25 protein-coding genes are annotated in these 21,977 nt (G+C 59.7%); 13 read left to right on the plus strand and 12 right to left on the minus strand.

Annotated features, from left to right (window positions below; genetic code table 11):
- Nucleotides 1–41: 41 nt before the first annotated feature.
- Entirely contained in the window at nucleotides 42–983 is a 942-nt protein-coding gene (locus KGA82_RS02790) for a LysR family transcriptional regulator (protein WP_008029067.1), read from the plus strand.
- Nucleotides 984–1,926: 943 nt separating this feature from the next.
- Here the strand turns inward: KGA82_RS02790 and KGA82_RS02795 are convergent.
- The gene (locus KGA82_RS02795) at nucleotides 1,927–2,790 is read right to left on the minus strand and encodes a DMT family transporter (protein ID WP_008035076.1); all 864 of its coding nucleotides are present in this window, start codon (nucleotides 2,788–2,790) and stop codon (nucleotides 1,927–1,929) included.
- 109 nt (nucleotides 2,791–2,899) lie between these two features.
- Nucleotides 2,900–3,064, minus strand: a complete 165-nt coding sequence (locus KGA82_RS02800) for a hypothetical protein (protein WP_177318199.1) — start codon at nucleotides 3,062–3,064, stop codon at nucleotides 2,900–2,902.
- A gap of 184 nt (nucleotides 3,065–3,248) precedes the next feature.
- On the opposite strand from KGA82_RS02800, the gene KGA82_RS02805 reads away from it, so the two are divergent.
- Complete coding sequence (locus tag KGA82_RS02805; protein ID WP_223449615.1) at nucleotides 3,249–3,788, plus strand: hypothetical protein; 540 nt, start codon at nucleotides 3,249–3,251, stop codon at nucleotides 3,786–3,788.
- A gap of 43 nt (nucleotides 3,789–3,831) precedes the next feature.
- Nucleotides 3,832–4,011: a hypothetical protein gene (locus KGA82_RS02810; RefSeq protein ID WP_157214384.1), complete on the plus strand. Its 180-nt coding sequence runs from the start codon at nucleotides 3,832–3,834 to the stop codon at nucleotides 4,009–4,011.
- Nucleotides 4,012–4,054: 43 nt separating this feature from the next.
- Here KGA82_RS02810 and KGA82_RS02815 read toward each other — a convergent pair whose 3' ends face one another.
- Both KGA82_RS02815 and cysK read right to left on the minus strand, forming a co-directional pair.
- Nucleotides 4,055–4,993, minus strand: a complete 939-nt coding sequence (locus tag KGA82_RS02815; protein WP_008044886.1) for an aspartyl/asparaginyl beta-hydroxylase domain-containing protein — start codon at nucleotides 4,991–4,993, stop codon at nucleotides 4,055–4,057.
- Nucleotides 4,994–5,223: 230 nt separating this feature from the next.
- Entirely contained in the window at nucleotides 5,224–6,198 is a 975-nt protein-coding gene (cysK, locus tag KGA82_RS02820; RefSeq protein ID WP_008035073.1) for a cysteine synthase A, read from the minus strand.
- Nucleotides 6,199–6,324: 126 nt separating this feature from the next.
- Between cysK and KGA82_RS02825 the strand changes: the two genes are divergently transcribed.
- From KGA82_RS02825 to KGA82_RS02835, 3 genes are all read left to right on the plus strand, one after another.
- Nucleotides 6,325–7,401, plus strand: coding sequence for a DUF748 domain-containing protein (locus KGA82_RS02825; protein WP_223449579.1), 1,077 nt, complete (start codon nucleotides 6,325–6,327; stop codon nucleotides 7,399–7,401).
- A gap of 142 nt (nucleotides 7,402–7,543) precedes the next feature.
- A complete protein-coding gene (locus KGA82_RS02830) occupies nucleotides 7,544–8,389 on the plus strand; it encodes an AAA family ATPase (RefSeq protein WP_008035065.1) in 846 nt (281 codons plus the stop codon).
- Nucleotides 8,390–8,415: 26 nt separating this feature from the next.
- Complete coding sequence (locus KGA82_RS02835) at nucleotides 8,416–9,594, plus strand: vWA domain-containing protein (protein WP_008035063.1); 1,179 nt, start codon at nucleotides 8,416–8,418, stop codon at nucleotides 9,592–9,594.
- Nucleotides 9,595–9,704: 110 nt separating this feature from the next.
- On the opposite strand, the gene KGA82_RS02840 is transcribed toward KGA82_RS02835, so the two are convergent.
- From KGA82_RS02840 to KGA82_RS02855, 4 genes are read right to left on the minus strand one after another with little or no spacing between them, the layout of a single operon-like run.
- On the minus strand, nucleotides 9,705–10,631 hold the full coding sequence (locus KGA82_RS02840; RefSeq protein ID WP_223449580.1) for a biotin-dependent carboxyltransferase family protein: 927 nt from the start codon (nucleotides 10,629–10,631) through the stop codon (nucleotides 9,705–9,707).
- Complete coding sequence (locus KGA82_RS02845) at nucleotides 10,628–11,332, minus strand: 5-oxoprolinase subunit B family protein (protein ID WP_223449581.1); 705 nt, start codon at nucleotides 11,330–11,332, stop codon at nucleotides 10,628–10,630. Before KGA82_RS02845 ends, KGA82_RS02840 begins: the two co-directional genes overlap by 4 nt.
- Nucleotides 11,329–12,081 (minus strand): 5-oxoprolinase subunit PxpA, encoded by a 753-nt coding sequence (locus KGA82_RS02850; RefSeq protein WP_008035059.1) that lies wholly within the window; start codon nucleotides 12,079–12,081, stop codon nucleotides 11,329–11,331. Before KGA82_RS02850 ends, KGA82_RS02845 begins: the two co-directional genes overlap by 4 nt.
- Nucleotides 12,082–12,125: 44 nt before the next feature.
- Nucleotides 12,126–13,412, minus strand: coding sequence for an MFS transporter (locus KGA82_RS02855; RefSeq protein ID WP_008035057.1), 1,287 nt, complete (start codon nucleotides 13,410–13,412; stop codon nucleotides 12,126–12,128).
- A 158-nt stretch (nucleotides 13,413–13,570) separates the two neighbouring features.
- Between KGA82_RS02855 and KGA82_RS02860 the strand changes: the two genes are divergently transcribed.
- The gene (locus KGA82_RS02860) at nucleotides 13,571–14,485 is read left to right on the plus strand and encodes a LysR family transcriptional regulator (protein WP_008035056.1); all 915 of its coding nucleotides are present in this window, start codon (nucleotides 13,571–13,573) and stop codon (nucleotides 14,483–14,485) included.
- Between the two features lie 4 nt (nucleotides 14,486–14,489).
- Here KGA82_RS02860 and KGA82_RS02865 read toward each other — a convergent pair whose 3' ends face one another.
- From KGA82_RS02865 to KGA82_RS02875, 3 genes are read right to left on the minus strand one after another with little or no spacing between them, the layout of a single operon-like run.
- Entirely contained in the window at nucleotides 14,490–15,032 is a 543-nt protein-coding gene (locus KGA82_RS02865; RefSeq protein WP_008035055.1) for a DUF2937 family protein, read from the minus strand.
- 12 nt (nucleotides 15,033–15,044) lie between these two features.
- Nucleotides 15,045–15,821, minus strand: coding sequence for a class II glutamine amidotransferase (locus KGA82_RS02870; RefSeq protein ID WP_008035054.1), 777 nt, complete (start codon nucleotides 15,819–15,821; stop codon nucleotides 15,045–15,047).
- A 30-nt stretch (nucleotides 15,822–15,851) separates the two neighbouring features.
- Nucleotides 15,852–16,349 carry an MFS transporter gene (locus tag KGA82_RS02875; protein ID WP_192228710.1) on the minus strand — a complete coding sequence of 166 codons (498 nt, stop codon included), beginning with the start codon at nucleotides 16,347–16,349 and terminating at the stop codon, nucleotides 15,852–15,854.
- Between the two features lie 239 nt (nucleotides 16,350–16,588).
- Here KGA82_RS02875 and KGA82_RS02880 point away from each other — a divergent pair, with 239 nt between their 5' ends.
- Together KGA82_RS02880 and KGA82_RS02885 are read left to right on the plus strand one after the other, a co-directional pair.
- Entirely contained in the window at nucleotides 16,589–18,643 is a 2,055-nt protein-coding gene (locus tag KGA82_RS02880) for a S9 family peptidase (RefSeq protein ID WP_192228709.1), read from the plus strand.
- A 192-nt stretch (nucleotides 18,644–18,835) separates the two neighbouring features.
- Nucleotides 18,836–19,309 carry a cyclic nucleotide-binding domain-containing protein gene (locus KGA82_RS02885; protein WP_008035048.1) on the plus strand — a complete coding sequence of 158 codons (474 nt, stop codon included), beginning with the start codon at nucleotides 18,836–18,838 and terminating at the stop codon, nucleotides 19,307–19,309.
- Here the strand turns inward: KGA82_RS02885 and KGA82_RS02890 are convergent.
- Nucleotides 19,306–19,596, minus strand: a complete 291-nt coding sequence (locus KGA82_RS02890) for a hypothetical protein (protein ID WP_192228708.1) — start codon at nucleotides 19,594–19,596, stop codon at nucleotides 19,306–19,308. The two genes, KGA82_RS02885 and KGA82_RS02890, sit on opposite strands and share 4 nt — an antisense overlap.
- Nucleotides 19,597–19,688: 92 nt before the next feature.
- Here KGA82_RS02890 and KGA82_RS02895 point away from each other — a divergent pair, with 92 nt between their 5' ends.
- The 4 genes from KGA82_RS02895 to KGA82_RS02910 all read left to right on the plus strand — a co-directional run bounded on the left by KGA82_RS02895 (nucleotide 19,689) and on the right by KGA82_RS02910 (nucleotide 21,947).
- Entirely contained in the window at nucleotides 19,689–20,375 is a 687-nt protein-coding gene (locus KGA82_RS02895) for a spermidine synthase (RefSeq protein WP_008034788.1), read from the plus strand.
- A gap of 48 nt (nucleotides 20,376–20,423) precedes the next feature.
- Nucleotides 20,424–20,795 (plus strand): YajD family HNH nuclease, encoded by a 372-nt coding sequence (locus KGA82_RS02900; RefSeq protein ID WP_008034789.1) that lies wholly within the window; start codon nucleotides 20,424–20,426, stop codon nucleotides 20,793–20,795.
- Nucleotides 20,796–21,007: 212 nt separating this feature from the next.
- Nucleotides 21,008–21,478, plus strand: a complete 471-nt coding sequence (locus KGA82_RS02905; RefSeq protein WP_008034973.1) for an RNA methyltransferase — start codon at nucleotides 21,008–21,010, stop codon at nucleotides 21,476–21,478.
- A 91-nt stretch (nucleotides 21,479–21,569) separates the two neighbouring features.
- Entirely contained in the window at nucleotides 21,570–21,947 is a 378-nt protein-coding gene (locus KGA82_RS02910) for a DUF2892 domain-containing protein (RefSeq protein ID WP_008036152.1), read from the plus strand.
- Nucleotides 21,948–21,977 lie beyond the last annotated feature (30 nt).

The raw sequence follows: 21,977 nt of genomic DNA on the forward strand, positions 1-21,977 counted from the left end.
TGTTGTCAGGCTTGCCGCAGTCTTTTTCGCGAGCGCGGCCCATGACCCGAATTCCTGATGCCAATGTGATCCACAGTCGACTGCGTCTGCGCCAATTGCGGCTGATGCTGGCGTTGCAGGAACTCGGCTCGCTGCGCCGCGCCGCCGACCACATCGGCATGACTCAACCGGCGGCGACCAAAATGTTGCACGAGGCCGAGGACTTGCTCGGCGTCGAACTCTTCGAACGCTTGCCTCGGGGCATGCGCTCTACCCCGTTCGGGGAGACCGTCATCTACTACGCGCGCATGGTGTTTGCCGAACTCAGCGGCATGCGTGAAGAACTGGTCGCCCTGGAATCCGGCAACCTCGGGCGAGTCGCCGTCGGGGCGATTCCGGCGTTGGCCTCGGGGTTGCTGACCCGCACCATCGCCACCTTGAAGAAAAGCCATCCACGGTTGTCGATGAGCATTCAGGTCGACACCAGTGATGTACTGGTGCAGGCACTGTTGCAGGATCAGCTCGACATTGTGTTGGGGCGGATTCCGGCGGGTGCGCGGGCCGAAGAATTGCTGTTCGATAGTTTGGGTGAAGAGGAGCTGTGCGTGATTGCCGGTGCGCAGAATCCATTGGCGCGGGAGAAGAACCTGAGCTGGGCGGAATTGCAGAACATGACGTGGGTGTTGCAACAGCAACCGAGCCCGATGCGCGCGATCATCAATCAGGTGTTTCACAATGCGCGGGTCGACATTCCCAGCAGCATCGTCGAGACCACGTCGATCATGACCTTACTGTCGTTGATCCAGCAGACCGACATGCTCGGCGTCACGCCGGTGTCGGTGGTCGAGGATTATCCGGGGCGTGATTTGCTGGCGGTGTTGCCGATCAAGTTTGAAGCGCGGTTGCCGCCGTATGGGTTGATTACCCGGCGTCATCGTATTCAGTCTTCGGCGATGCAGGCGTTTATGAATTCGGTGCGGGCTGAGCATGCTTTGAGTAAGTAGGCCCTTGGGTATGCGTATATATCCGTTGCTTCGGTAACGGCGGCTATTGGTTTCGCCCTTACGGCGAGTCACTTTCGAAAAGCCTGCGCGGCCCGGCGGAAAGTAACCAAAGCGCTTTTGCCCCTTTCGTTCGGTGGCTCGCTAATGCTCGCCATGCCCTCGCTCCGGTCCTGCTCCGTGGGCCCGCCGCCATCGGCCATCCATGGCCGGGGGCGGCTAACCCGGCATCCATGCCGGGTTGCCCACTGCGCAGAACCTCCACTCGGCCTATCGAGGAGGCGACTACCGCCACAGCCGCCGAGGCGGCCTGAAAGCCGGCCTGGGTCTTTTGATGTCCGCGTTGTCCTTCTCTGATGCGTTCACCCATTCCGGACATTGGCACCGCTCCCCTGTAGGAGCCGGCTTGCTGGCGATAGCGTCTGTCCAGCCAATACATACGTGACTGACCCACCGCTATCGCCGGCAAGCCAGCTCCTACAGTTGATCGTATTTATCCAAACACATCTGCATTTCCCTTGTAGGAGCCAGCTTGCTGGCGATAGCGTCCGTCCAGCCAATAAATAGGTTGACCGACCCACCGCCATCGCCAGCAAGCCGGCTCCTACAGGGGTCTGTGTTTGCTTTTGATTCCCACCACTCATCAGGCCGAGCGTTAGCTCGCCTTCCGCTTTTGATCTGAGCGCCCCCTCGAGAGGCCGAGCGCAGGTTCAGCGCAGTGGGCAACCCGGCATGGATGCCGGGTTAGCCGCCCCCGGCCATGGATGGCCGATGGCGGCGGGCCCACGGAGCAGGACCGGAGCGAGGGCATGCCGAGCCTAGGCGAGGCACCGAACGAAAGGGGCAAGAGCCCTTGGTTACTTGGGGCTCTTCCAAGTGACTCGCTGTAAAAGCGAAACCGCCAGCCGCCATCACAAAAAAAACGAATATGCCCCCCCCAACCGCTCTACCCCGCCTGACGAAACACAACCCCCAGACCAACAATAATCAGCACCATCCCCACCATGCTCAACACCGCAAGTTGGTTGCCGAAAAACAGATAATCCATCACCGCCGTCACCGCCGGCACCAGATAGAACAGACTGGTGACATTCACCAGATTGCCCCGGGCGATCAGCCGATACAGCAACAACGTCGCCAACACCGACACCACCAGCCCCATCCACAACACCGGCACGATGAAACCGCTGCTGCGTTCAAAGTGAAAGGGCTGGAACGGCACGAAGATCCCGCACAACAACAGCCCCGCCAGATACTGCACCGGCAGCGTACCGAGGGGATTATCGGTGATGCGTTTCTGCATGATCGAACCGAACGTCATGCTCGCCAACGCCAGCAAACCGAAAAACATCCCGGCCAGCGACATGCCGGCCAGACCAATACCCTGATACACCACCATGATCAATCCGGCCAAACCCAGCATCAAACCGAACACCCGGTTCGCTGAGCGCTGGCGCTCCATGATCACCACCGTGAGGATGGGCTGCACACCCATGATCGTGGCCATCACGCCTGGCGTGACCTTCAGGTCCAGGGCCAGCAGATAGAAAATCTGATAAGCGCCCAGCAACACCACACCAGTGGCCATCGCATACAGCATCGGCTTGCCACCCTTGGGCAGTTTCAGCTTGAGCAATGGCACCAGCAGCACCAATCCACAAAGCGCGATGGCGAAACGAATCAGCAAAAAAGCGAAGGGCGACGCGTGGGCCAGGCCCCATTTGGAGAAGATCGCCCCGCTGCTCCACAGCAAAACGAACAGGCTCGTGGACGCCGCCGCGAGCGCGGATTTTTTCGAAAGGACAAACATGAATACCACCTGTAGTCAGGCATAAAAAGCCAACTCAGCCGAAGCTGAAATCCAGTAGTTTTTCAGGCGAACGCTTTTAGAGGGGCAAGGGAACAGCAGGGAAAGCTGATCAGCCCGAAACGCCAACGCCCGGCGGTGATACGACTGCGTACACCGGCGTGCTACGGACAGGTGGGGGGTAATGACTGATCTGCGCAGGCTGCTGATCCCCGCACGGCACGACGCCAGCGTGGACCGCTGAATCGACTACCGCGTTGATGAGGGAAGCAGGCATGGGCTGATCTTTTTTGATGGGATGGACGGCGAACGGAAATCACCGAGCGCCGACTATAACCAGCGCTCGACATGGATTGCAATGACTTGGACAAAGGGCCAGTAGATACAGGTTGTTCTCCGCGTTCTACCTTGGAGAGGAAAGCAAACGCCCGATAGTGGGAATATGGAATGACAAAGATTTAATGCCAAGGGAACGGACTCAACTTCGGTATCAGCTGTACAGATCAAATGCTCGAAAGCTGGCAATTGCCACCCTATCCCGACTTCATCAAGAACTGGAGCATGGAGGGCACGTCGGCTTCGATTTTTCCAGGATTCGTTTCGAACCAATCAACGCACAGGCATTGAATGCATTCCAGCACTGGAATGATCCGCACTACTCATGGAATGAGGTCGTTGGATGGAAGGCAAAAGAGCCGATGTGTTTTGATCTTGCGATCTGGTTTGATCTGGAGTTATGCGGGCTGTGTTTTGCGAATCCAAACCAGAGTCGTCAACGAGTAAAGATCGTGCGATTGGAGGGTAATCCAGAAAGAGGTCATCCCCTGAAAAGTCTGATTGCTTCGCTCGCACTGACCGCTGTTACTCACTTTGCACAAATCATTGGCTGCAGACAGATCGAAATACAGGAGCCTGTAAAGGGTGCCATCGCCATCTATCAGCAGCTTGGTTTTGAATTCGACACAGAGGGTCGGCTTGTGATGCTTATGGAGTGCGACTAATATCGGGCCAACTGCTCATTTAATGATCAACGCTGGAGATTCAATGAAAGCTCTCGCTGAAAAAAATATTGCAGATAGACAACCGATCAAGGCAACTCCGAAGCGACCACCCACTGAGTTGCCAGAAAGTGTTTTGCGTCGCATCAGAGATACACTGGCAAACCCGGTAACAGAAGAGCCGATGGGCGTTCTCGCTGGAGCTTCGTTCACCTTTTCCTCATAAAAAAACCGCTCACAAGGAGCGGTTCTTTATTCAAAGTCCGGTTTCACCCAAACAACCAATACCCCAACAACATCAACACCACCACCGCGAGCACCGGCCGCAGCACACGGTAGGCTTTAGGATTGCGCCGCTTCCACTGCTTGACCACACCGCTGACCTTATCGCTGGAGTTCTTGCTCCAGGCGTAGGCCCGGTTAATCCCGCCGACACGCTCGTCATCGAGGTTCTGCGGCGCAGTGGCACGACCGAGCAGGCTGCTGATCGAGCGGTTGATGCGGGTCATGATACGGTTGCTCAACGGACGTTCGATGTCGCAGAACAGAATGACCCGGGTCTTCTCGGTTTCGTTCTTGACCCAGTGCACATAGGTTTCGTCGAACATCACGTCTTCACCATCACGCCAGGCGTAAACCTGACCGTCGACGAAGATGCGGCAATCATCGGAGTTCGGCGTCGACAACCCCAGGTGATAACGCAGGGAACCGGCAAACGGATCGCGGTGCGGGTTGAGATGGCTGCCACCCGGCAGCAAGGCGAACATGGCGCCTTTGACGTTGGGAATGCTGCTGACCAGGGCCACGGTTTTCGGGCACAGCGTTTCGGCCGATGGCAGGGGTTTGTCGTACCACTTGAGGTAGAAACGCTTCCAGCCTTTCTTGAAGAACGAGCCAAAACCGGCGTCGTTGTTTTTCTCGGCGGCGCGAATGTAACCCTCATCGAACAGGTGCATGGCTTCGTCGCGGATCACTTCCCAATTGTCCTTGAGCACATCAAGTTCCGGGAACTTGCTGCGATCCAGATAGGGTTTGGAGGGCACGCTGGAGAACAGGTACATCAAGGCGTTGTACGGTGCGAACAAAGCGGAGTGGTTGACGAACTGACGCAAGACCGGCAATCGCGCCTTGCCGCGCAAGTGCACATAGAGGGTACTGCCGAGGAACAGCAGCAACAGCGATGCCTTCGCGGCAATGGTAAAGGTCATCTACAACTCCTTGAGAATTAGCAACTCTGCACTACGCCATTTACCCGACGTGGCAGTCGGCCATGATAAACACTACCGGCCTCGGGAAAAACCCGCTTTCCTCAACATTCACTGTTAAAGATTGTGCAACAACGCACTTCTTAACATATGTCTCCTGAACGGGGGCTGACCTGGATCAGCCCACTTGTCGGGATCAAAATCGAAACATCACTGCTTTGATTTGTTCACGATTACTGCTGATTCTCCTGCTCGGTAAACAGATCGCTGAACAGCATGCTCGACAGGTAACGCTCACCGGAGTCCGGCAGAATCACCACGATGGTCTTGCCCTGCATTTCCGGCGTTTCAGCCAGGCGCACGGCCACAGCCATGGCCGCACCGCAAGAGATGCCGCACAAAATCCCTTCCTCCTGCATCAAGCGCAAAGCCATTGCCTTGGATTCGTCATCGGTGACCAACTCGACCCGGTCCACCATCGACAGATCGAGGTTCTTCGGCACAAAGCCGGCACCGATGCCCTGGATCTTGTGAGGGCTAGGCTTGATCTCTTCACCGGCCAGCGCTTGCGTGATCACCGGAGACACCACGGGCTCCACCGCCACCGAGAGAATCGGTTTGCCCTGGGTATTCTTGATATACCGCGAAACCCCCGTAATGGTTCCGCCCGTTCCGACGCCGGCCACCAGCACATCAACGGCACCGTCAGTGTCGTTCCAGATTTCCGGACCAGTGGTTTTCTCGTGAATGGCCGGGTTGGCCGGGTTTTCGAATTGCGCCGGCATGAAGTAGAGGGACGGGTCGCTGGCAACCATTTCTGTGGCCTTTTCGATCGCACCTTTCATGCCTTTGGCCGGCTCGGTCAGCACCAGTTCGGCGCCCAACGCCTTGAGCACTTTGCGCCGTTCGATGCTCATGGACGCCGGCATGGTCAGCATCAACTTGTAGCCCCGTGCGGCGGCGACAAACGCCAGGCCAATGCCGGTGTTGCCGGAGGTCGGTTCGACGATGGTCATGCCAGGCTTGAGTTTGCCGGTGCTTTCGGCGTCCCAGATCATGTTCGCGCCAATCCGGCACTTCACCGAGTAACCAGGGTTGCGCCCCTCGATCTTGGCCAGGATGGTCACGCCACGCGGCGCAATGCGGTTGATCTGCACCAGCGGCGTATTGCCGATGGAATGGGCGTTGTCAGCAAAGATACGGCTCATGGCTGGGTCCTTATGCAGCGTTGAATTAGCCCTCCACGGTATGCCTGTTGCCCGTGGTCGTCCAGTCAGTCGAACGTCCGGCCCGCACAGCAGTCAATCGCTTTACACCGCCAGAGATTTGCCGCCATGAAGCGTCGATACAGTTGGCCTCTGTGGACCCTCGCCGGCCTCCTCATGTTGCTGTTTGCCCTGCACATCGCCCTGCCCTATCTGGTGCGTGACTACCTGAACGAACGATTGGCGAATATGGGTGACTATCGCGGGCAGATCACCGACGTGGACCTGGCTTTGTGGCGCGGCGCCTACAAAATCAACGGCCTGAAAATCGTCAAGGTCGAAGGCAAGGTCCCGGTGCCTTTCGTCAATGCGCCGCTGATCGATCTTTCCGTCAGTTGGCACTCGCTCTGGTACGACCACGCGGTCGTGGCCAAGGCGCAGTTCGTCAAACCCGAAGTGAACTTCGTCGACGGCGGCGCCAACAAGAAAAACTCCCAGACCGGTGAAGGCACCGATTGGCGGGCACAATTGGAGAAATTGCTGCCGATCACCCTGAACGAAGTGCGGATCAGCGACGGCAAGATCAGCTTCCGGAACTTCAATTCCAAGCCCCCCGTGAACATGAACGCCACCCAGGTCAATGCGAGCATTTACAACCTGACCAACGTCGTCGACAAGGAAGGCAAGCGCGACGCACGGTTCGATGGCAAAGCGCTGCTGCTGGGGCACGCGCCACTGGAAACCAGCGCGACCTTCGATCCGCTGAGCGACTTCGAAGATTTCCAGTTTCGACTACGCGCCACGGGCATCGAACTCAAACGCATGAACGACTTCGCCTCGGCCTACGGAAAGTTCGATTTCAATGCCGGGCATGGTGATGTAGTGATTGAAGCGCAAGCGAAAAAAGCCCAATTGACTGGCTACATCAAGCCACTGCTGAAAGACGTCGATGTGTTCAACTGGCAACAGGACGTCGAGAACAAGGACAAAGGGCTGTTCCGGTCCATTTGGGAGGCCATTGTCGGTGGCTCCGAAACCGTGCTGAAAAACCAGGGCAAGAACCAGTTTGCAACACGCGTTGAATTGAGTGGCAGCGTTCACCGGCAAGATATCAGCGCGTTCCACGCGTTTTTACAGATTTTACGTAACGGTTTTATCGAGGCGTTCAATGCCCGGTATGAACGGCCGAAGCCGGAGGCGGGCTGAGTCAAGATGTGACGCCCCATTCAGAGACTGAATAAGCCGTCTGCGTTCACAGTCGACCGGGCAGCGCGTTATAGTCGGGTACTACAATTATTGCGCCCCGCCCTGCCCAGTCAGGTCGGCGTTACCGTTCGAGGATTAGCAGATGAAGTTCGAAGGCACCCAGGCCTACGTCGCCACCGATGACTTGAAGCTGGCGGTCAACGCCGCCATCACCCTGGAGCGTCCGCTGCTGGTCAAGGGCGAGCCGGGCACCGGCAAGACCATGCTGGCCGAGCAACTGGCCGAGTCCTTCGGCGCCAAGCTGATCACCTGGCACATCAAATCCACGACCAAGGCGCATCAGGGCCTGTACGAGTACGACGCGGTCAGCCGCCTGCGCGATTCGCAGCTGGGCACGGAAAAGGTCCACGACGTTCGAAACTACCTGAAAAAGGGCAAGCTCTGGGAGGCTTTCGAGTCTGAAGAGCGGGTGATTCTGCTGATCGACGAAATCGACAAGGCCGACATCGAGTTCCCGAACGACCTGCTGCAAGAACTCGACAAGATGGAGTTCTACGTTTACGAGATCGACGAGACCATCAAGGCCAAGAAGCGCCCGATCATCATCATTACCTCCAACAACGAGAAAGAGCTGCCGGACGCTTTCCTGCGCCGCTGCTTCTTCCACTACATCGCCTTCCCGGATCGCGTCACGCTGCAGAAGATCGTCGACGTGCACTACCCGGACATCAAGAAGGATCTGGTCAGCGAAGCGCTGGACGTGTTCTTCGATGTGCGCAAGGTGCCGGGCCTGAAGAAGAAACCATCGACCTCCGAACTGGTGGACTGGCTGAAGCTGCTGATGGCCGACAACATCGGCGAAGCAGTGCTGCGCGAACGCGATCCGACAAAGGCCATTCCGCCGCTGGCCGGTGCCTTGGTGAAGAACGAACAGGACGTGCAATTGCTTGAGCGCCTGGCCTTCATGAGTCGTCGCGGTACTCGCTAAGCTCTGATTAAGTAGGGGCTAACGCCATGTTGCTCAACCTGTTCAATGAAATGCGCGCAGCCAAGGTGCCCGTCTCGGTGCGCGAGCTGCTGGACCTGATCAACGCGCTGAAACAGCGCGTGACCTTCGCCGACATGGACGAGTTCTACTACTTGTCCCGGGCAATTCTGGTGAAGGACGAAAAGCATTTCGACAAGTTCGACCGAGCGTTCGGTGCTTACTTCAATGGCCTGGAAAAACTCGACGATCACCTTCAGGCCCTGATTCCTGAAGACTGGTTGCGCAAGGAATTCGAGCGTTCGCTGACCGACGAAGAGCGGGCGGCGATCCAGTCCCTTGGCGGCCTGGACAAGCTGATCGAAGAATTCAAGAAACGCCTGGAAGAACAGAAAGAACGCCACGCCGGTGGCAACAAGTGGATCGGCACCGGTGGCACCAGCCCGTTCGGTTCCGGCGGTTTCAACCCGGAAGGCATTCGGGTCGGCGATGCCGGCAAGCGCCAGGGCAAGGCGGTCAAGGTCTGGGATCAGCGCGAGTACAAGAACCTCGACGATTCGGTGGAACTGGGCACGCGCAACATCAAGGTCGCCCTGCGCCGGCTGCGTAAATTCGCCCGTCAGGGTGCGGCCGAAGAACTGGACATCGATGGCACCATCGACCACACCGCCAAAGATGCCGGGTTGCTGAGTATCCAGATGCGGCCGGAGCGGCGTAACACCGTCAAGTTGTTGCTGCTGTTCGACATCGGCGGTTCGATGGATGCGCACGTGAAGATCTGCGAGGAGTTGTTCTCGGCCTGCAAGACCGAGTTCAAACACCTGGAGTACTTCTACTTCCACAACTTCATTTATGAATCGGTGTGGAAGAACAACATGCGCCGTACCTCCGAGCGCACGTCGACCCAGGACCTGCTGCACAAGTACGGCGCCGACTACAAAGTGATCTTCATCGGTGACGCGGCGATGGCGCCTTATGAGATCACCCAGGCCGGCGGCAGCGTCGAGCACTGGAACGAAGAAGCCGGTTACGTGTGGATGCAGCGGTTCAAGGAGAAGTACAAGAAGCTCATCTGGATCAACCCGTATCCGAAAGATACGTGGGGCTATACGTCGTCGACCAATATTGTTCGGGATTTGATTGATGACCAGATGTACCCGCTGACGTTGCGGGGGCTTGAGGAAGGGATGCGGTTTCTTTCCAAATAGAAATTCATCGCCTGTAAGGGCCTCTTCGCGGGCAAGCCTCGCTCCTACAGGGGTAACTCCGAAATCTGTAGGAGCGAGCGGTGCGGCGATCCGACTTGCCCGCGAAGCTTTTAACTGCCTTGAAACCGCCGCAAATACTCGACCTGTTCACGATGCGCGACATCCTGCACTACCGGCCGCAACCGCACCGTCGCCCCCGGCAGACACTGCGCCAGGCGCGCCAGTGCCAGCGGCGTCAACGCCCCCAGTCGCGGATAACCACCAATGGTCTGCCGATCATTGAGCAGCACAATCGGCTGCCCGTCCGGCGGCACCTGTACCGCGCCGAGCGGAATACCTTCGGAGATCATCGGTTTGCCCTGGTACTGCAACGCTGTTCCCAGCAAGCGAATACCCATGCGGTCGGCACGACTGTCGAGGGTCCAGGCGCTGTTGAACGCATCGAACAAGCTCTGGCCACTGAACTCGCCGATCTGCGCGCCGAGTACCACGTCCAGTGGCAAATCGGATTTGAAGTCCGGTACTTGTTCGCGAGGTAACTCGCGCATCAGCAATGGTGCTTCAGCCGAATAGCTCAGCGACGCACCTTTGGCTAACGCCCGCCCCATGCCGTCCAGCCCACCCAGCTCCTCACGCACCACCGTCGCGCTGCTGCCCAACACCTTCGGCGCATCAAAGCCGCCCGGCGCCGCGAGATAAGCCCGCGCGCCCAGGAGTGGCTGAGTGAACTGCAAACGCTGACCTTTGCGCAGCTTGAAACTGCGCCACGGCGCCAGCGCCTGACCGTCCAGCTGTGCGCCAAGGTCCGCCCCGGCCAGCGCGAGCAAGCAATCGTCCTCGGCCACCACGGTAAATCCGCCGAGGGTGATTTCGATCACCGCTGCATCCAGCGCATTGCCCAGCAGCCAGTTGGCCCAGGACATCGAGCGCCAATCCAGCCCGCCGCCCTGGGTCACGCCCAGATGCCGCACGCCAAAACGGCCAGCGTCCTGCAACAGGCACAACGGTGTGCTCGCTTCAATCGATAGCCGGCTCATGCCTGCGCCTCCAGTGGCGTGTCGTCACCGCCCAGATTGATGAACTCGGCGTGGCTGACCGCTTCAAAACGCACGGTGTCGCCCGGTTGCATCAGGCTGTAGCCATCGCGTTCGCGGTCGAACAGTTTGGCCGGGGTGCGGCCGATCAGGTTCCAGCCGCCGGGGGACACCACCGGGTAGGCAGCGGTTTGCCGTTCGGCGATCCCCACGCTGCCGGCCGCGACTTTTTTGCGCGGCGTATTCAGGCGCGGTGCGGCGAGGACGTCTTCCACCAACCCCATAAAGGCAAAACCCGGCGCGAAGCCCAAGGCGAACACCTGGTATTCACGGTCACTGTGGCGGCGGATCACCTCCTCCACGGCCAGCCCGCTGCGCAGAGACAACAGGCGCAATTCCGGACCGACGCTCACGTCATACCAGACCGGCAGCACATGACATTTGCCCCCGGTGCGGGTGTTGGGCGACAAATCGATCAGTGCTTCGGCGATCAATTCCCGCGCCTGCGCCGGGCTCAATGCGATCAGATCGTAATGCACCATCAACGTCGTATACGACGGCACCAGATCGATCAGATGCGCACCAAACGCCGCACGCAGGTTTTCGCTGGCAGCGAGCATCCACGGCATGTTGGCTTCGGCGATCTCATCGAACAGCCGCACCATCAGGCAATCCAGCGCCACCACTTCCACCCGAAGTTTCATGGCGCACTCTGCTGATCGAGGGCTTCGCGAATGCGCCGCACGGCCGCCACGGAACTGGCATTGTCACCGTGTACGCACAGGGTGTTGGCCTGCAAATGCAAGGCGCTGCCGTCGCTGGCGGTCAGGTTGTCGCCACGGGCGATGGTCAGTGCCTGTTCGATGATTTTTTCCGGATCGTGATGCACCGCACCCGGCAGTTGCCGCGAAACCAGCATGCCGGCGCTGTCGTAGGCACGATCGGCGAACGCTTCGAACCACAGCGTCACGCCGTACTCATCACCCAATCGCTGTGCGGCGCTGTTGTCGCGGGTGGCCATCAGCATCAGCGGCAACGTCTTGTCATAAGACGCCACGGCCTGCAGGACTGCGCGCAATTGCGCCGGGTTGGCCATCATGTCGTTGTACATCGCGCCGTGGGGTTTGACGTAGCTGACGCGCCCGCCCTGCGCCCGGCAGAGGCCGTCGAGGGCGCCGATCTGGTAGTGCAGAATGTCCTGAAGTTCCTGGGCGGTATACGCCATGGAGCGACGGCCGAACCCGACCAGATCCTGATAGGCCGGATGGGCGCCGATCTGCACGCCGTTGCTCAGGGCCAGGCTGACAGTCTTGCGCATGATGCTCGGGTCGCCGGCGTGAAAGCCGCAGGCGATGTTGGCGCAATCGATGAAGGGCATGACCTCGGCGTCCAGACCCATGGTCCAGTTGCCGAAGCTCTCGCCGATGTCGCAGTTCAATAGCAGGCGGCTCACGGTGAACACTCCTGTAGGTTTTGTTCTTTTCAGATGTGGGCAGATTACTGCGCATCCAGTTGTTTGCCACGGGTTTCCGGCAGGCTCAACGCCGCAAGGATCACCACCCCGTAGGAAACCGCCGCGAACGCCCCGATGCCTACGCTCAATGGCACCTTCTGGCTGAGCAAGCCGATCAACAGCGGAAACAACGCCGCCAGCGCCCGGCCTATGTTGTAGCAAAAGCCCTGGCCCGAACCGCGAATCCGCGTCGGAAACAACTCGGTCAGGAAGGCACCCATGCCGCTGAAAATCCCCGAGGCAAAGAAGCCCAACGGAAAGCCCAGCCACAGCATCACGCCGTTACTGACCGGCAATTGGGTGTAAAGCAACACGATGGTGAACGAGCCCACCGCGAACAGAATGAAGTTTTTCTTACGGCCAAGGATGTCAGTCAAATACGCGCTGATGACGTAACCGACGTAGGAACCGACGATCACCATCGCCAGATAACCGCCCGTGCCGAGTACGCTCAAACCGCGTTCGTTCTTCAGGAACGTCGGCAGCCAGGAAGTGATTGCGTAGTAACCGCCCAGTGCGCCGGTGGTCAGTATCGAAGCGCGAAGCGTGGTGAAGAGGATGCCGGGGGCGAAAATCTCGTAAAACTTCGCCGGGTTGCTCGGTTCCTGTTTGGCCTTGGCTTCGCGGTAGATTTCCGGGTCCTTGACCAGGCGGCGGACGAAGATCACGAAAACCGCCGGGACGATGCCGAGGATAAACAGTGCGCGCCACGCGTCTTCCGGTGGCAACACCGAGAACAGCAGCGCATACAGGATCGCCGTCAGCCCCCAACCCAGCGCCCAGCCCGATTGCACCATGCCCACCGCTTTGCCACGGTCCTTGGCGCGAATCACTTCACCCATCAGTACCGCGCCGGCGGTCCACTCGCCGCCAAAACCGAAGCCCATCAAGGTGCGGCTGATCAGCAGTTGTTCGTAGTTTTGCGCGAAGCCGCAGAGGAAAGTGAAGAAGGCGAACCACAGCACCGTCAGTTGCAAGGTGCGCACGCGGCCGATGCGGTCGGAGAGAATCCCCGCCACCCAGCCGCCGATGGCCGAGGCAATCAGCGTACTGGTGTGAATCAGCCCGGCCTCGCCGGTGGTGATGCCCCACATCGCAATGAGGGTCGGCACCACGAAGCTGAGCATCTGGGTGTCCATGCCGTCCAGGCCGTAGCCGATCTTGCAGCTCCAGAATGTGCGGCGTTCTTGCTGATTGATGTTGCGGTACCAGTCGAAAGGTCCCGGGCGAGCCGTGGCTTTCGGGATGACGGTGGTGTCGGGCGCACTCATGGCAACTCTCCGTGCAAATTTTATTGGTATTGTTCTGAGCCCCGACGACGCCTATCGTGGGAACCGGATGGCCTGATTTTTGGGCGCTGGGCCCTGTTGCGTCCAACTAATAAAAACCCGCCTTAGACATAAGAAAACTTTATCCACGAGCTGACCCCATGAACCTGAAGTTTCTCGAGACCTTCGTCTGGGTCGCCCGACTCAAAAGTTTTCGCCTGACCGCCGACAAGCTCTTCACCACCCAGGCGTCGATTTCCAGCCGCATCGCCGTGCTCGAAGGCGAACTCGGGGTGAAGCTGTTCCTGCGCGATTCACGCGGCGTGAGCCTGACGCCCGAAGGCTTGAAAGTGCTCGAACATGCCGAGCAGATGATGGACACCATGCAAGCGCTCAAGCAGTCGATCGAGACCCGCTCCAGCAAGGTCGGACGGGTGCGCATCGGCGTGATGGACACGGTGATTCATACCTGGCTGAGCCCGTTGGTAGCGCAGATGACGGATCACTATCCACTGGTGGAAATCGAGCTGGTGGCCGATACCTCGCTCAACCTCTGCGATCAGCTGCAAAAAGGCTTCCTCGACTTGATCCTGCAAACCGACCTGCTGCGTCAGGAAAGCGTGCGCAGCCTGGAGCTGGCCAGTCACCCGATGGGCTGGATCGCTGCCAGCAACTCGATCTACAACCGCGAGTATTCCAGCGTGGCCGATCTGGCGCGGGAGCGGATCATTACCTACTCGAAAAACTCACACCCGCATCAAGAGGTGCTCGCGCTGATGCAGGCCAATGGCGTCATGACGCCACGGCTGAACTGCGTGAATTCGGTGTCGGCGATTACCCGGCTGCTGCGGGACGGTTTCGGCATCGGCGCGTTGCCACCGGTGCTGGTGGCCGAGGAGCTGGCGCGCGGCGAATTGACCTTGCTGGCCATCGATCAACGGCCACCGGATTTACAAGTGGTGGTGTCCTGGCGGACCGGGGCGGAATGGGTCGAGGAGATTGTCGCGTTGTGTCAGCAGGTGCTGGCGGGGTATGCGCGCAAGGTCGGCGAAAACTACATCGTCCTTGCGCGCTGATCACTTACAACCCGCGTAAATCCCGCTCTTCAATCGGCCGGCTCTGGCGCAGGCGCTTGCCGCCCAGCACCACCCAGTCGATCAGCCGGAACAGGCATTCAATCCCGAACGACAGCAGCAACGCGCCGCTCATGCCCCAGATCATCGCTTCCGGTGTCAGCAGGATCTGGTAGCTGTAGCCGTTCCAGGTTTCCTTGCGGATATCCGGGTCGGCGGCCAGTACAACCTGCAGGAAGCGGATGTACCACGGGCCTTGCATGGCCTGGAATTGTTTATCGAGGGCCAGTTGACGGGTGAGCAGGTTGCTCAGGCTGTCGGCATCGCTGCGGAAAACCGGGTCTTCGCTGGCGCGGTAGTGGGCGACCAGGGCCTGCATGTCACCCTTGAAGAATTGAATGGCGGTGCCCTGAAAACCGCTCAAGCCGGTCTGCGCCTCAATCAGGTGCGCTTCGACCCGCTTGGCGTAGTCGTTGATGAACCCCGGCACCTGGACGCCGATCAACAGGCCCGCCGCGAACAACACCAGCCGTAGATAACTGAGCAACATGGGGGAGAATCCTTATTCGGTCTTGCCCTGGCTGACGCATTCACCGCGTCGCCAGAGGCTCCATTGGCCCGGTTCGTAGCGGGTCCAGGTTTCGTTTTCGGTCAGGGGTTCGGTGGCGATCACCGTGACCACGTCGTTGGGCGTGGTTTCGGCCTGGAAATCGACGATCACGTCGACATCCTTCAAGCGCGCCGGGCCGAACGGTGCGCGACGGGTAATCTGCGCCAGCTTGGTCGAGCAATAACAGAACAGCCAGTCACCGTCGCTGAGCAGGCAGTTGAACACGCCTTTGCTACGGTATTCGGCGCACGCGGCTACCAAATCCGGCAGCAGTGTTTCGATCTCTACCGGTTCCGGGAACGCCGCGCGTACGCGGTTGAGCAGATCGCAGAACGCCGCTTCACTGTCGGTATCGCCGACCGGGCGATAAAAGCTGGTGATCGGCTGAAAGTCCGCCAGTTGGCCGTTGTGGGCGAAACACCAGTTGCGCCCCCACAGTTCGCGCACGAACGGATGGGTATTGGACAGGCAGACCTTGCCGACGTTGGCCTGGCGGATATGGCCGATGACCACTTCGCTCTTGATCGGATAACGTTGCACCAGGTTGGCGACTTCAGACTCGCTGCTCGCCGCCGGGTCCTGGAACAGGCGCAGGCCACGGCCTTCATAAAAGGCGATACCCCAACCGTCACGGTGCGGGCCCGTGCGGCCGCCGCGCTGCATCAGCCCGGTAAAGCTGAACACGATATCGGTCGGCACATTGGCGCTCATGCCCAATAACTCACACATGCTCGGACTCTCTGTAAGGCAGGGGCAAGGTTACAAACGCGGTTCGACGCGCATACGCTGAGGGTTGCTCGGGACCGGCGGACGACCGTAACGGTCATCACCGGCACCGCCGAAAGGATGATCGTCGTCAGGGTCATCGGCCCGGGCCGCAGCCTTGGCGGCCGCCGTGCGTTCCTTGCGAGCGTTGGAAGCGCGTTCGATCGGGAAACGGATCGCCACGAACACCAGGTAAATGCCGAAGGCGATCATGCCGTACATGAACAGGTCGGAGACCGCCCGCCAGGCATTGTTGCCAACCTTGAACGCGAGATCGAGGGCGGTAATGGCGATGGCCGGAGCGACCTTTTCCTTCACCGGATCGATGATCGTCGGGCTGAACAGCAACACAGCGACCAGCAGCCGCAGGGGCTCGCGCAACCAGCGCCACATCCAGCGGGTCATGCGCATCCACACCAACAGGCAGCCTAAAGCGGCGAAGGCGTAAAGGCCCCAAGCGATCAGATAGTCGTTCTCGGTCATGGTGTCCATGGCAAGGCAGGCAAAGAGGCGCTTATAGTAACGACTTTTCGCACATCAGGCTTGCCCCAATGCCGGCCGGCTATGCACAAACCCTGTGGGAGCGGGCTTGCTCGCGAAGGCGTCCTGTCAGCAACATTAATGGCGACTGACACACCGCTTTCGCGAGCAAGCTCGCTCCCACAGGGATTTGCGTCATTTGCCTATAGCCTGCGAACCCCTCTATTCCGTACATCGCCCGAGAGCCCTTCATGCCCCAATCCGCCAACATCACCAGCGCCCCGATTGCCCACAAGGCTGAAGGTTCTGACCCGTATGCCTGGCTGCAGGAACGCGACACCGACGTGGTGCTCGATTACCTCAAGGCTGAAAACCGCTATCTAGAGGCGCAAACCGCCGATCAGGCCGGCCTGCGCGAAACCCTCTTCGAAGAGATCAAGGGCCGGATTCTCGAAACCGACCTGTCGCTGCCCTCCCCGTGGGGCCCGTATCTGTATTACACCCGTACCACCGCCGGCGACGAATACGCCCGTCACTACCGCTGCCCGCGCCCGGCGGATGACAGCCTGCAACTCGACGAAAGCCAGGAACAGCTGCTGCTGGACCCGAACGAACTGGCCAACGGCGGTTTCTTCTCCCTCGGCGCATTCAGCATCAGCCCGGACCACCAGCGCCTGGCCTACAGCCTCGACACCACGGGCGATGAGATTTACACGCTGTTCGTGAAGGAATTATCCAGCGGCCGCGTCAGCGAACTGGAATTCGCCGACTGCGACGGCAGCATGACCTGGGCCAACGACAGCCTGACGCTGTTCTTCGGCGAATTGGATGACACCCATCGCCCGCACAAACTGTTCCGCTATCGGCTGGACGGCACGGCGGCCGAAGAAGTGTTCCATGAGCCGGACGGCCGCTTCTTCATGCATTGCTACCGCTCAAGCTCGGAGCAGCAATTGCTGCTGGCGCTGGGCAGCAAGACCACCAGCGAAGTCTGGGTGCTCGACGCGTTCCAGCCGCAACAGGCGTTTACCTGCGTGGCGCCACGGGTCGAAGACCATGAGTACGACGTCGATCACGGCGCTCTCGATGGCCAGTGGACCTGGTTCATTCGCACCAACCGCGACGGCATCAACTTTGCCCTGTACACGGCCGTCGATACCGGCGTCGCACCGACCGAAGCTGACTGGCAGAACCTGATTCCCCACAGCGACACCACGATGATCGACGGCATGAGCCTCAACGCCGGCGCCCTGACGCTGAGCCTGCGGGTCGGCGGCTTGCCGATCATCGAGGTTCACCCGCAAGACCTGCCGAGCTACCGCGTGCAATTGCCGGATGCGGCCTACAGCCTGCACGTGCAAAACAGCCTGGAGTTCGTCAGCGAGCGGATCCGCTTGCGCTACGAAGCATTGAACCGTCCGGCGCAAATCCGCCAACTGGACCTGGTCAGCGGCGAACAGAAAGTGCTCAAGGAAACCCCGGTGCTCGGCCCGTTCGACGCCGACGCCTATGTCAGCCAGCGTCTTTGGGCGACCGCACCGGACGGTACGCAAGTGCCGATCAGCCTGGTGGTCAAGCGCGAAGCCCTCGGCAAGCCGACCCCCCTTTATCTGTACGGCTACGGCGCCTACGGCGAAAGCCTCGACCCGTGGTTCTCCCACGCGCGCCTGAGCCTGCTGGACCGCGGCGTTGCGTTTGCCATCGCCCACGTGCGCGGCGGCGGCGAATTGGGTGAAGCCTGGTATCGCGCTGGCAAACAGGAACACAAGCACAACACCTTCAGCGACTTCATCGCCTGCGCCGAGCACCTGATCGCCAACGGTTTCACCACCTCACAGCAATTGGCGATCAGCGGTGGCAGTGCCGGCGGGTTGTTGATCGGTGCGGTGCTTAACATGCGGCCGGAGTTGTTCGGCGCGGCGATTGCCGAAGTGCCGTTCGTCGATGTGTTGAACACGATGCTCGACCCGGATCTGCCGCTGACCGTCACGGAATACGACGAGTGGGGCAATCCCGAAGAGCCGGACGTTTATGATCGGATCAAGGCCTACGCTCCGTACGAAAACGTCACCGCGCAGGCGTATCCGGCGACGCTGGTGATCGCCGGCTACAACGACAGTCGCGTGCAGTACTGGGAAGCGGCGAAGTGGGTAGCGAAATTGCGCGCGACCAAAACCGATACCCATCAACTGCTGCTCAAGACCGAATTGGGCGCCGGGCATGGCGGAATGAGTGGCCGTTATCAGGGATTGCGTGACGTAGCACTCGAATACGCATTTGTTTTCGGGGTTTTGGGGATTGCCTGAGGAACTTGGCTCGGTGATTCGGTCTTAACACCAGAACGCCGAGCCTGCCCTTGTAGGAGCGAGGCTTGCCCGCGAAGGCGGCGTGTCAGCCAAGAGGGATGTTGAATGATAAGGCCTCTTCGCGGGCAAGCCTCGCTCCTACAGAGAGCGCTCCATAATCCCGCAAAGACACAAGAAAAAGACCGTGACGACATGTCAGAACCGACCTTACTGAACAACGAAATCCGCGACTGGCTGATGGACTGTGGCCTGTTCGATCAACTGCTGCCCGCCGACTTCGCAGCCGCCTCGGGCTACTTCAGCATCAGCACGGTGGCCGAGGGCGAAGAGATCTTCCGCGAAGGCGATGCCGGCAGTTTCATGTGCATCATCCATACCGGCCAGGTCGCGGTACAAAAAACCAACAGCGACGGACAACGGGTGACCATGGCCACGCTGCGCAGCGGTCGGGCGTTCGGCGAAATGGCTGTGCTCGATGGCGAACGGCGTTCCGCCAGTTGTGTGGCCGCGAGCAATTGCCAGTTGCTGAACCTGGGCAAGGATTCCCTGGAAAAGATGCTCAACGACGCGCCGAAAATCGCCGCCAAGATCATCCGCGCCCTCGCCGTCTCCCTGTCAAAACGCCTGCGCATGGCCGACGGGCAACTACTCTCGCAGCAGGTTTAACCACCCGGCGACTTGATCTTCGTGCGGTTCTGCTCAAGCCCCGGCAAGGGCTGATCCTTGGGCGGGCTGGGCACGATGATCGGCGGCAACAGCGGCGGCCCGCCACTGCCAGGCCCGACTTTGGGCACACTGTTGGGGGTGATCTGCGGGTACGGCGTCGGCGTTGCCGTGCCGGGCGAACCGGGCAGCGGCGACGGGCTGGTCGGAATGGTTTGCAGCTCTTGGGCCTGCACTGCAGTTATCGAGAGCGCGGCCAAGGCAATGACCGTTAGAATGGTGCGCTTCATCAATGGCTCCGTTAGCCTTGTTGTCTGTTTGCAGGCTACTCCCAACTGCGTTCGTTTGCCTCCCCCATGCCCTTCCTCCTCAAGAGAACCCCATGAAACGTTTCGTTCTGCTCGACACCGCGCCTATCCCTGAAAACGGCGGTGCCCTGTGCCTGTTCGAATACGGTGAGGATTTCGTCATCAAGATCCAGGGCGGCGACGGCGGACAATTGATGAATACGCGCATGCACGGTTCCGAAGATGCGCTGGCCGAGATCCCCTGCCGCAAGGTCGCCGGACGGCCGAATTCACGGGTATTGATTGGTGGCCTGGGCATGGGCTTTACCCTCGCCTCGGCCCTCAAGCATCTGGGCAAGAGCGCTGAAGTGGTGGTCGCCGAACTGGTACCGGGCGTGGTCGAGTGGAATCGCGGGCCGCTGGGCGAGAAAGCCGGGAACCCGCTGCTGGATAAACGCACGGTGATTCGCATGGAAGACGTGGCGAACGTGCTGCAGGCCGAACCGCAAGGTTTCGATGCGATCATGCTCGACGTCGATAACGGCCCGGAAGGCCTGACCCAGAGAGCCAACAGCTGGCTCTATTCCGCGGGCGGCCTGAGCGCCTGCGCCAAAGCCCTGCGCCCAAAAGGGGTGCTGGCCGTCTGGTCGGCCAGCGCCGACAAGCAGTTTTCCGACAAACTGAAGAAGGCGGGCTTCAAGGCCGAGGAAGTCCAGGTCTTCGCCCACGGCAACAAGGGCACCCGCCACACCATCTGGATTGCCGAGAAGCTCAAGGGCTAGGCTAAACTTACGTCATAACCGTCATTAGTCTTTTACAAAGGTGAACCCATGAGTTCGTCAACACCGACCAACACCTCGAAGCTGGACCGCATCCTCGCCGACAACCAGCGCGACAAGGAAATGGGTTACCGCGACAAAGCCCTGAAGATGTACCCGCACGTGTGCGGCCGCTGCGCCCGTGAGTTTTCCGGCAAGCGCCTGAGCGAACTGACCGTGCACCACCGCGACCACAACCACGACAACAACCCGCAGGATGGTTCGAACTGGGAATTGTTGTGCCTGTATTGCCACGACAACGAACACTCGCGGTATACCGACCAGCAATATTTCGGTGAGGGCTCGTTGAGCACGCCGAAGATTGCCAAGGCGACGCATAACCCGTTTGCGGCGTTGGCCGGGTTGATGAAGAAAGACGACTGAATATCTTCATTGCCTGACCCGGCCCCATCGCTAGCAGGCTAGCTCCCACAGGGGATCTTCTGTGCACATAAGTGTTTGTGAACACCCAAGATCCAATGTGGGAGCTAGCCTGCTAGCGATAGCAATTGTTCAGGCACCACCAATCTCAAACCAGACACCCCCTCCCCCAATCCCCGTATAATCGCCGTTTTTTCCCCGAAGGCACCCCGCTCGTGGCAGACAAACGGTACAGCTGCATTGGTTTGTTCAACCCAAAATCACCGGAAAACGTCGGCTCGGTCATGCGCGCCGCCGGCTGCTACAACGTGGCGTCCGTGTTCTACACCGGCAAGCGCTATGACCGCGCCGCCGACTTCGTCACCGACACCAAGCGCGTTCACTACGACATTCCGCTGATCGGCATCGACGACCTGAAAAAAATCCTGCCGCTGGGCTGCGTGCCGGTGGCCGTGGAACTGGTCGACGGCGCCCGTTCGCTGCCGGAATACACCCACCCGGATCGCGCGCTGTACATCTTTGGCCCGGAAGACGGCTCGCTGGATAAAGAGATTCGCGACTGGTGCGAAGACGTGGTCTACATCCCGACCACCGGTTGCATGAATCTTGCGGCCACCGTCAACGTCGTGCTGTACGACCGCATGGCCAAGGGCCTCAACACTCGCTCCGGGCCGAAATTCCGCTGAACCGACGCACATCCGATGGAACAAGCCGCCCGCCTCGGCAGTCAGCTTAATTATCTATTCTTGAAGCAGTCCTTCCAGCAGGAGACAGATCATGAGCGAACTCAAACGCGTGGAGCGCATCGAATCCACCCCGTTCCAGAGTCCTTCCGACCATAACGTCCACGGTTGGGAACGCGCCGGCTCCGTCGCCGGCGGCCTGGTGATGGTGGGCAAAGGCTTGCGTCGCGGCGGTATTTTCGGATTGATCCAGGTGGCGATCGGTGGCGTGGCGCTGGCCCGAGGCATCACTGGCCACAGTTCGGCCAAGAGCCTGCTGGAGAAGAGCCGTCAGGACATGAACAACGTGCGGGCGAAAATCGAGCGTGCCGGGGAAGACCTGGCTCGGTTGAAGGCGAATGCCGAGGCAGCGACCAAAACTGCCAGCGTGACCGGGAATGATTCGTTGAAGTCGCCGAAAGCCGGGGTTTGATCCGGGATTTTGTGTCGCGGTTCAGGGCCT

This window comes from Pseudomonas sp. BF-RE-22 (assembly GCF_019956155.1).
GTDB classification, from domain to species: domain Bacteria; phylum Pseudomonadota; class Gammaproteobacteria; order Pseudomonadales; family Pseudomonadaceae; genus Aquipseudomonas; species Aquipseudomonas migulae.

Excerpts from the sequence above, each read along its gene's own strand:
- KGA82_RS02870 (WP_008035054.1), bottom strand. The coding sequence starts at position 15,821 with ATGTGTGAGTTATTGGGCATGAGCGCCAATGTGCCGACCGATATCGTG.
- KGA82_RS02880 (WP_192228709.1), top strand. The coding sequence starts at position 16,589 with ATGCCCCAATCCGCCAACATCACCAGCGCCCCGATTGCCCACAAGGCT.
- KGA82_RS02830 (WP_008035065.1), top strand. The coding sequence starts at position 7,544 with ATGAAGTTCGAAGGCACCCAGGCCTACGTCGCCACCGATGACTTGAAG.
- KGA82_RS02860 (WP_008035056.1), top strand. The coding sequence starts at position 13,571 with ATGAACCTGAAGTTTCTCGAGACCTTCGTCTGGGTCGCCCGACTCAAA.
- KGA82_RS02910 (WP_008036152.1), top strand. The coding sequence starts at position 21,570 with ATGAGCGAACTCAAACGCGTGGAGCGCATCGAATCCACCCCGTTCCAG.
- cysK (WP_008035073.1), bottom strand. The coding sequence starts at position 6,198 with ATGAGCCGTATCTTTGCTGACAACGCCCATTCCATCGGCAATACGCCG.
- KGA82_RS02900 (WP_008034789.1), top strand. The coding sequence starts at position 20,424 with ATGAGTTCGTCAACACCGACCAACACCTCGAAGCTGGACCGCATCCTC.
- KGA82_RS02825 (WP_223449579.1), top strand. The coding sequence starts at position 6,325 with ATGAAGCGTCGATACAGTTGGCCTCTGTGGACCCTCGCCGGCCTCCTC.
- KGA82_RS02895 (WP_008034788.1), top strand. The coding sequence starts at position 19,689 with ATGAAACGTTTCGTTCTGCTCGACACCGCGCCTATCCCTGAAAACGGC.
- KGA82_RS02875 (WP_192228710.1), bottom strand. The coding sequence starts at position 16,349 with ATGGACACCATGACCGAGAACGACTATCTGATCGCTTGGGGCCTTTAC.
- KGA82_RS02835 (WP_008035063.1), top strand. The coding sequence starts at position 8,416 with ATGTTGCTCAACCTGTTCAATGAAATGCGCGCAGCCAAGGTGCCCGTC.
- KGA82_RS02815 (WP_008044886.1), bottom strand. The coding sequence starts at position 4,993 with ATGACCTTTACCATTGCCGCGAAGGCATCGCTGTTGCTGCTGTTCCTC.
- KGA82_RS02865 (WP_008035055.1), bottom strand. The coding sequence starts at position 15,032 with ATGTTGCTCAGTTATCTACGGCTGGTGTTGTTCGCGGCGGGCCTGTTG.
- KGA82_RS02805 (WP_223449615.1), top strand. The coding sequence starts at position 3,249 with ATGCCAAGGGAACGGACTCAACTTCGGTATCAGCTGTACAGATCAAAT.
- KGA82_RS02885 (WP_008035048.1), top strand. The coding sequence starts at position 18,836 with ATGTCAGAACCGACCTTACTGAACAACGAAATCCGCGACTGGCTGATG.
- KGA82_RS02855 (WP_008035057.1), bottom strand. The coding sequence starts at position 13,412 with ATGAGTGCGCCCGACACCACCGTCATCCCGAAAGCCACGGCTCGCCCG.
- KGA82_RS02810 (WP_157214384.1), top strand. The coding sequence starts at position 3,832 with ATGAAAGCTCTCGCTGAAAAAAATATTGCAGATAGACAACCGATCAAG.
- KGA82_RS02800 (WP_177318199.1), bottom strand. The coding sequence starts at position 3,064 with ATGCCTGCTTCCCTCATCAACGCGGTAGTCGATTCAGCGGTCCACGCT.
- KGA82_RS02840 (WP_223449580.1), bottom strand. The coding sequence starts at position 10,631 with ATGAGCCGGCTATCGATTGAAGCGAGCACACCGTTGTGCCTGTTGCAG.
- KGA82_RS02790 (WP_008029067.1), top strand. The coding sequence starts at position 42 with ATGACCCGAATTCCTGATGCCAATGTGATCCACAGTCGACTGCGTCTG.
- KGA82_RS02890 (WP_192228708.1), bottom strand. The coding sequence starts at position 19,596 with ATGAAGCGCACCATTCTAACGGTCATTGCCTTGGCCGCGCTCTCGATA.
- KGA82_RS02795 (WP_008035076.1), bottom strand. The coding sequence starts at position 2,790 with ATGTTTGTCCTTTCGAAAAAATCCGCGCTCGCGGCGGCGTCCACGAGC.
- KGA82_RS02845 (WP_223449581.1), bottom strand. The coding sequence starts at position 11,332 with ATGAAACTTCGGGTGGAAGTGGTGGCGCTGGATTGCCTGATGGTGCGG.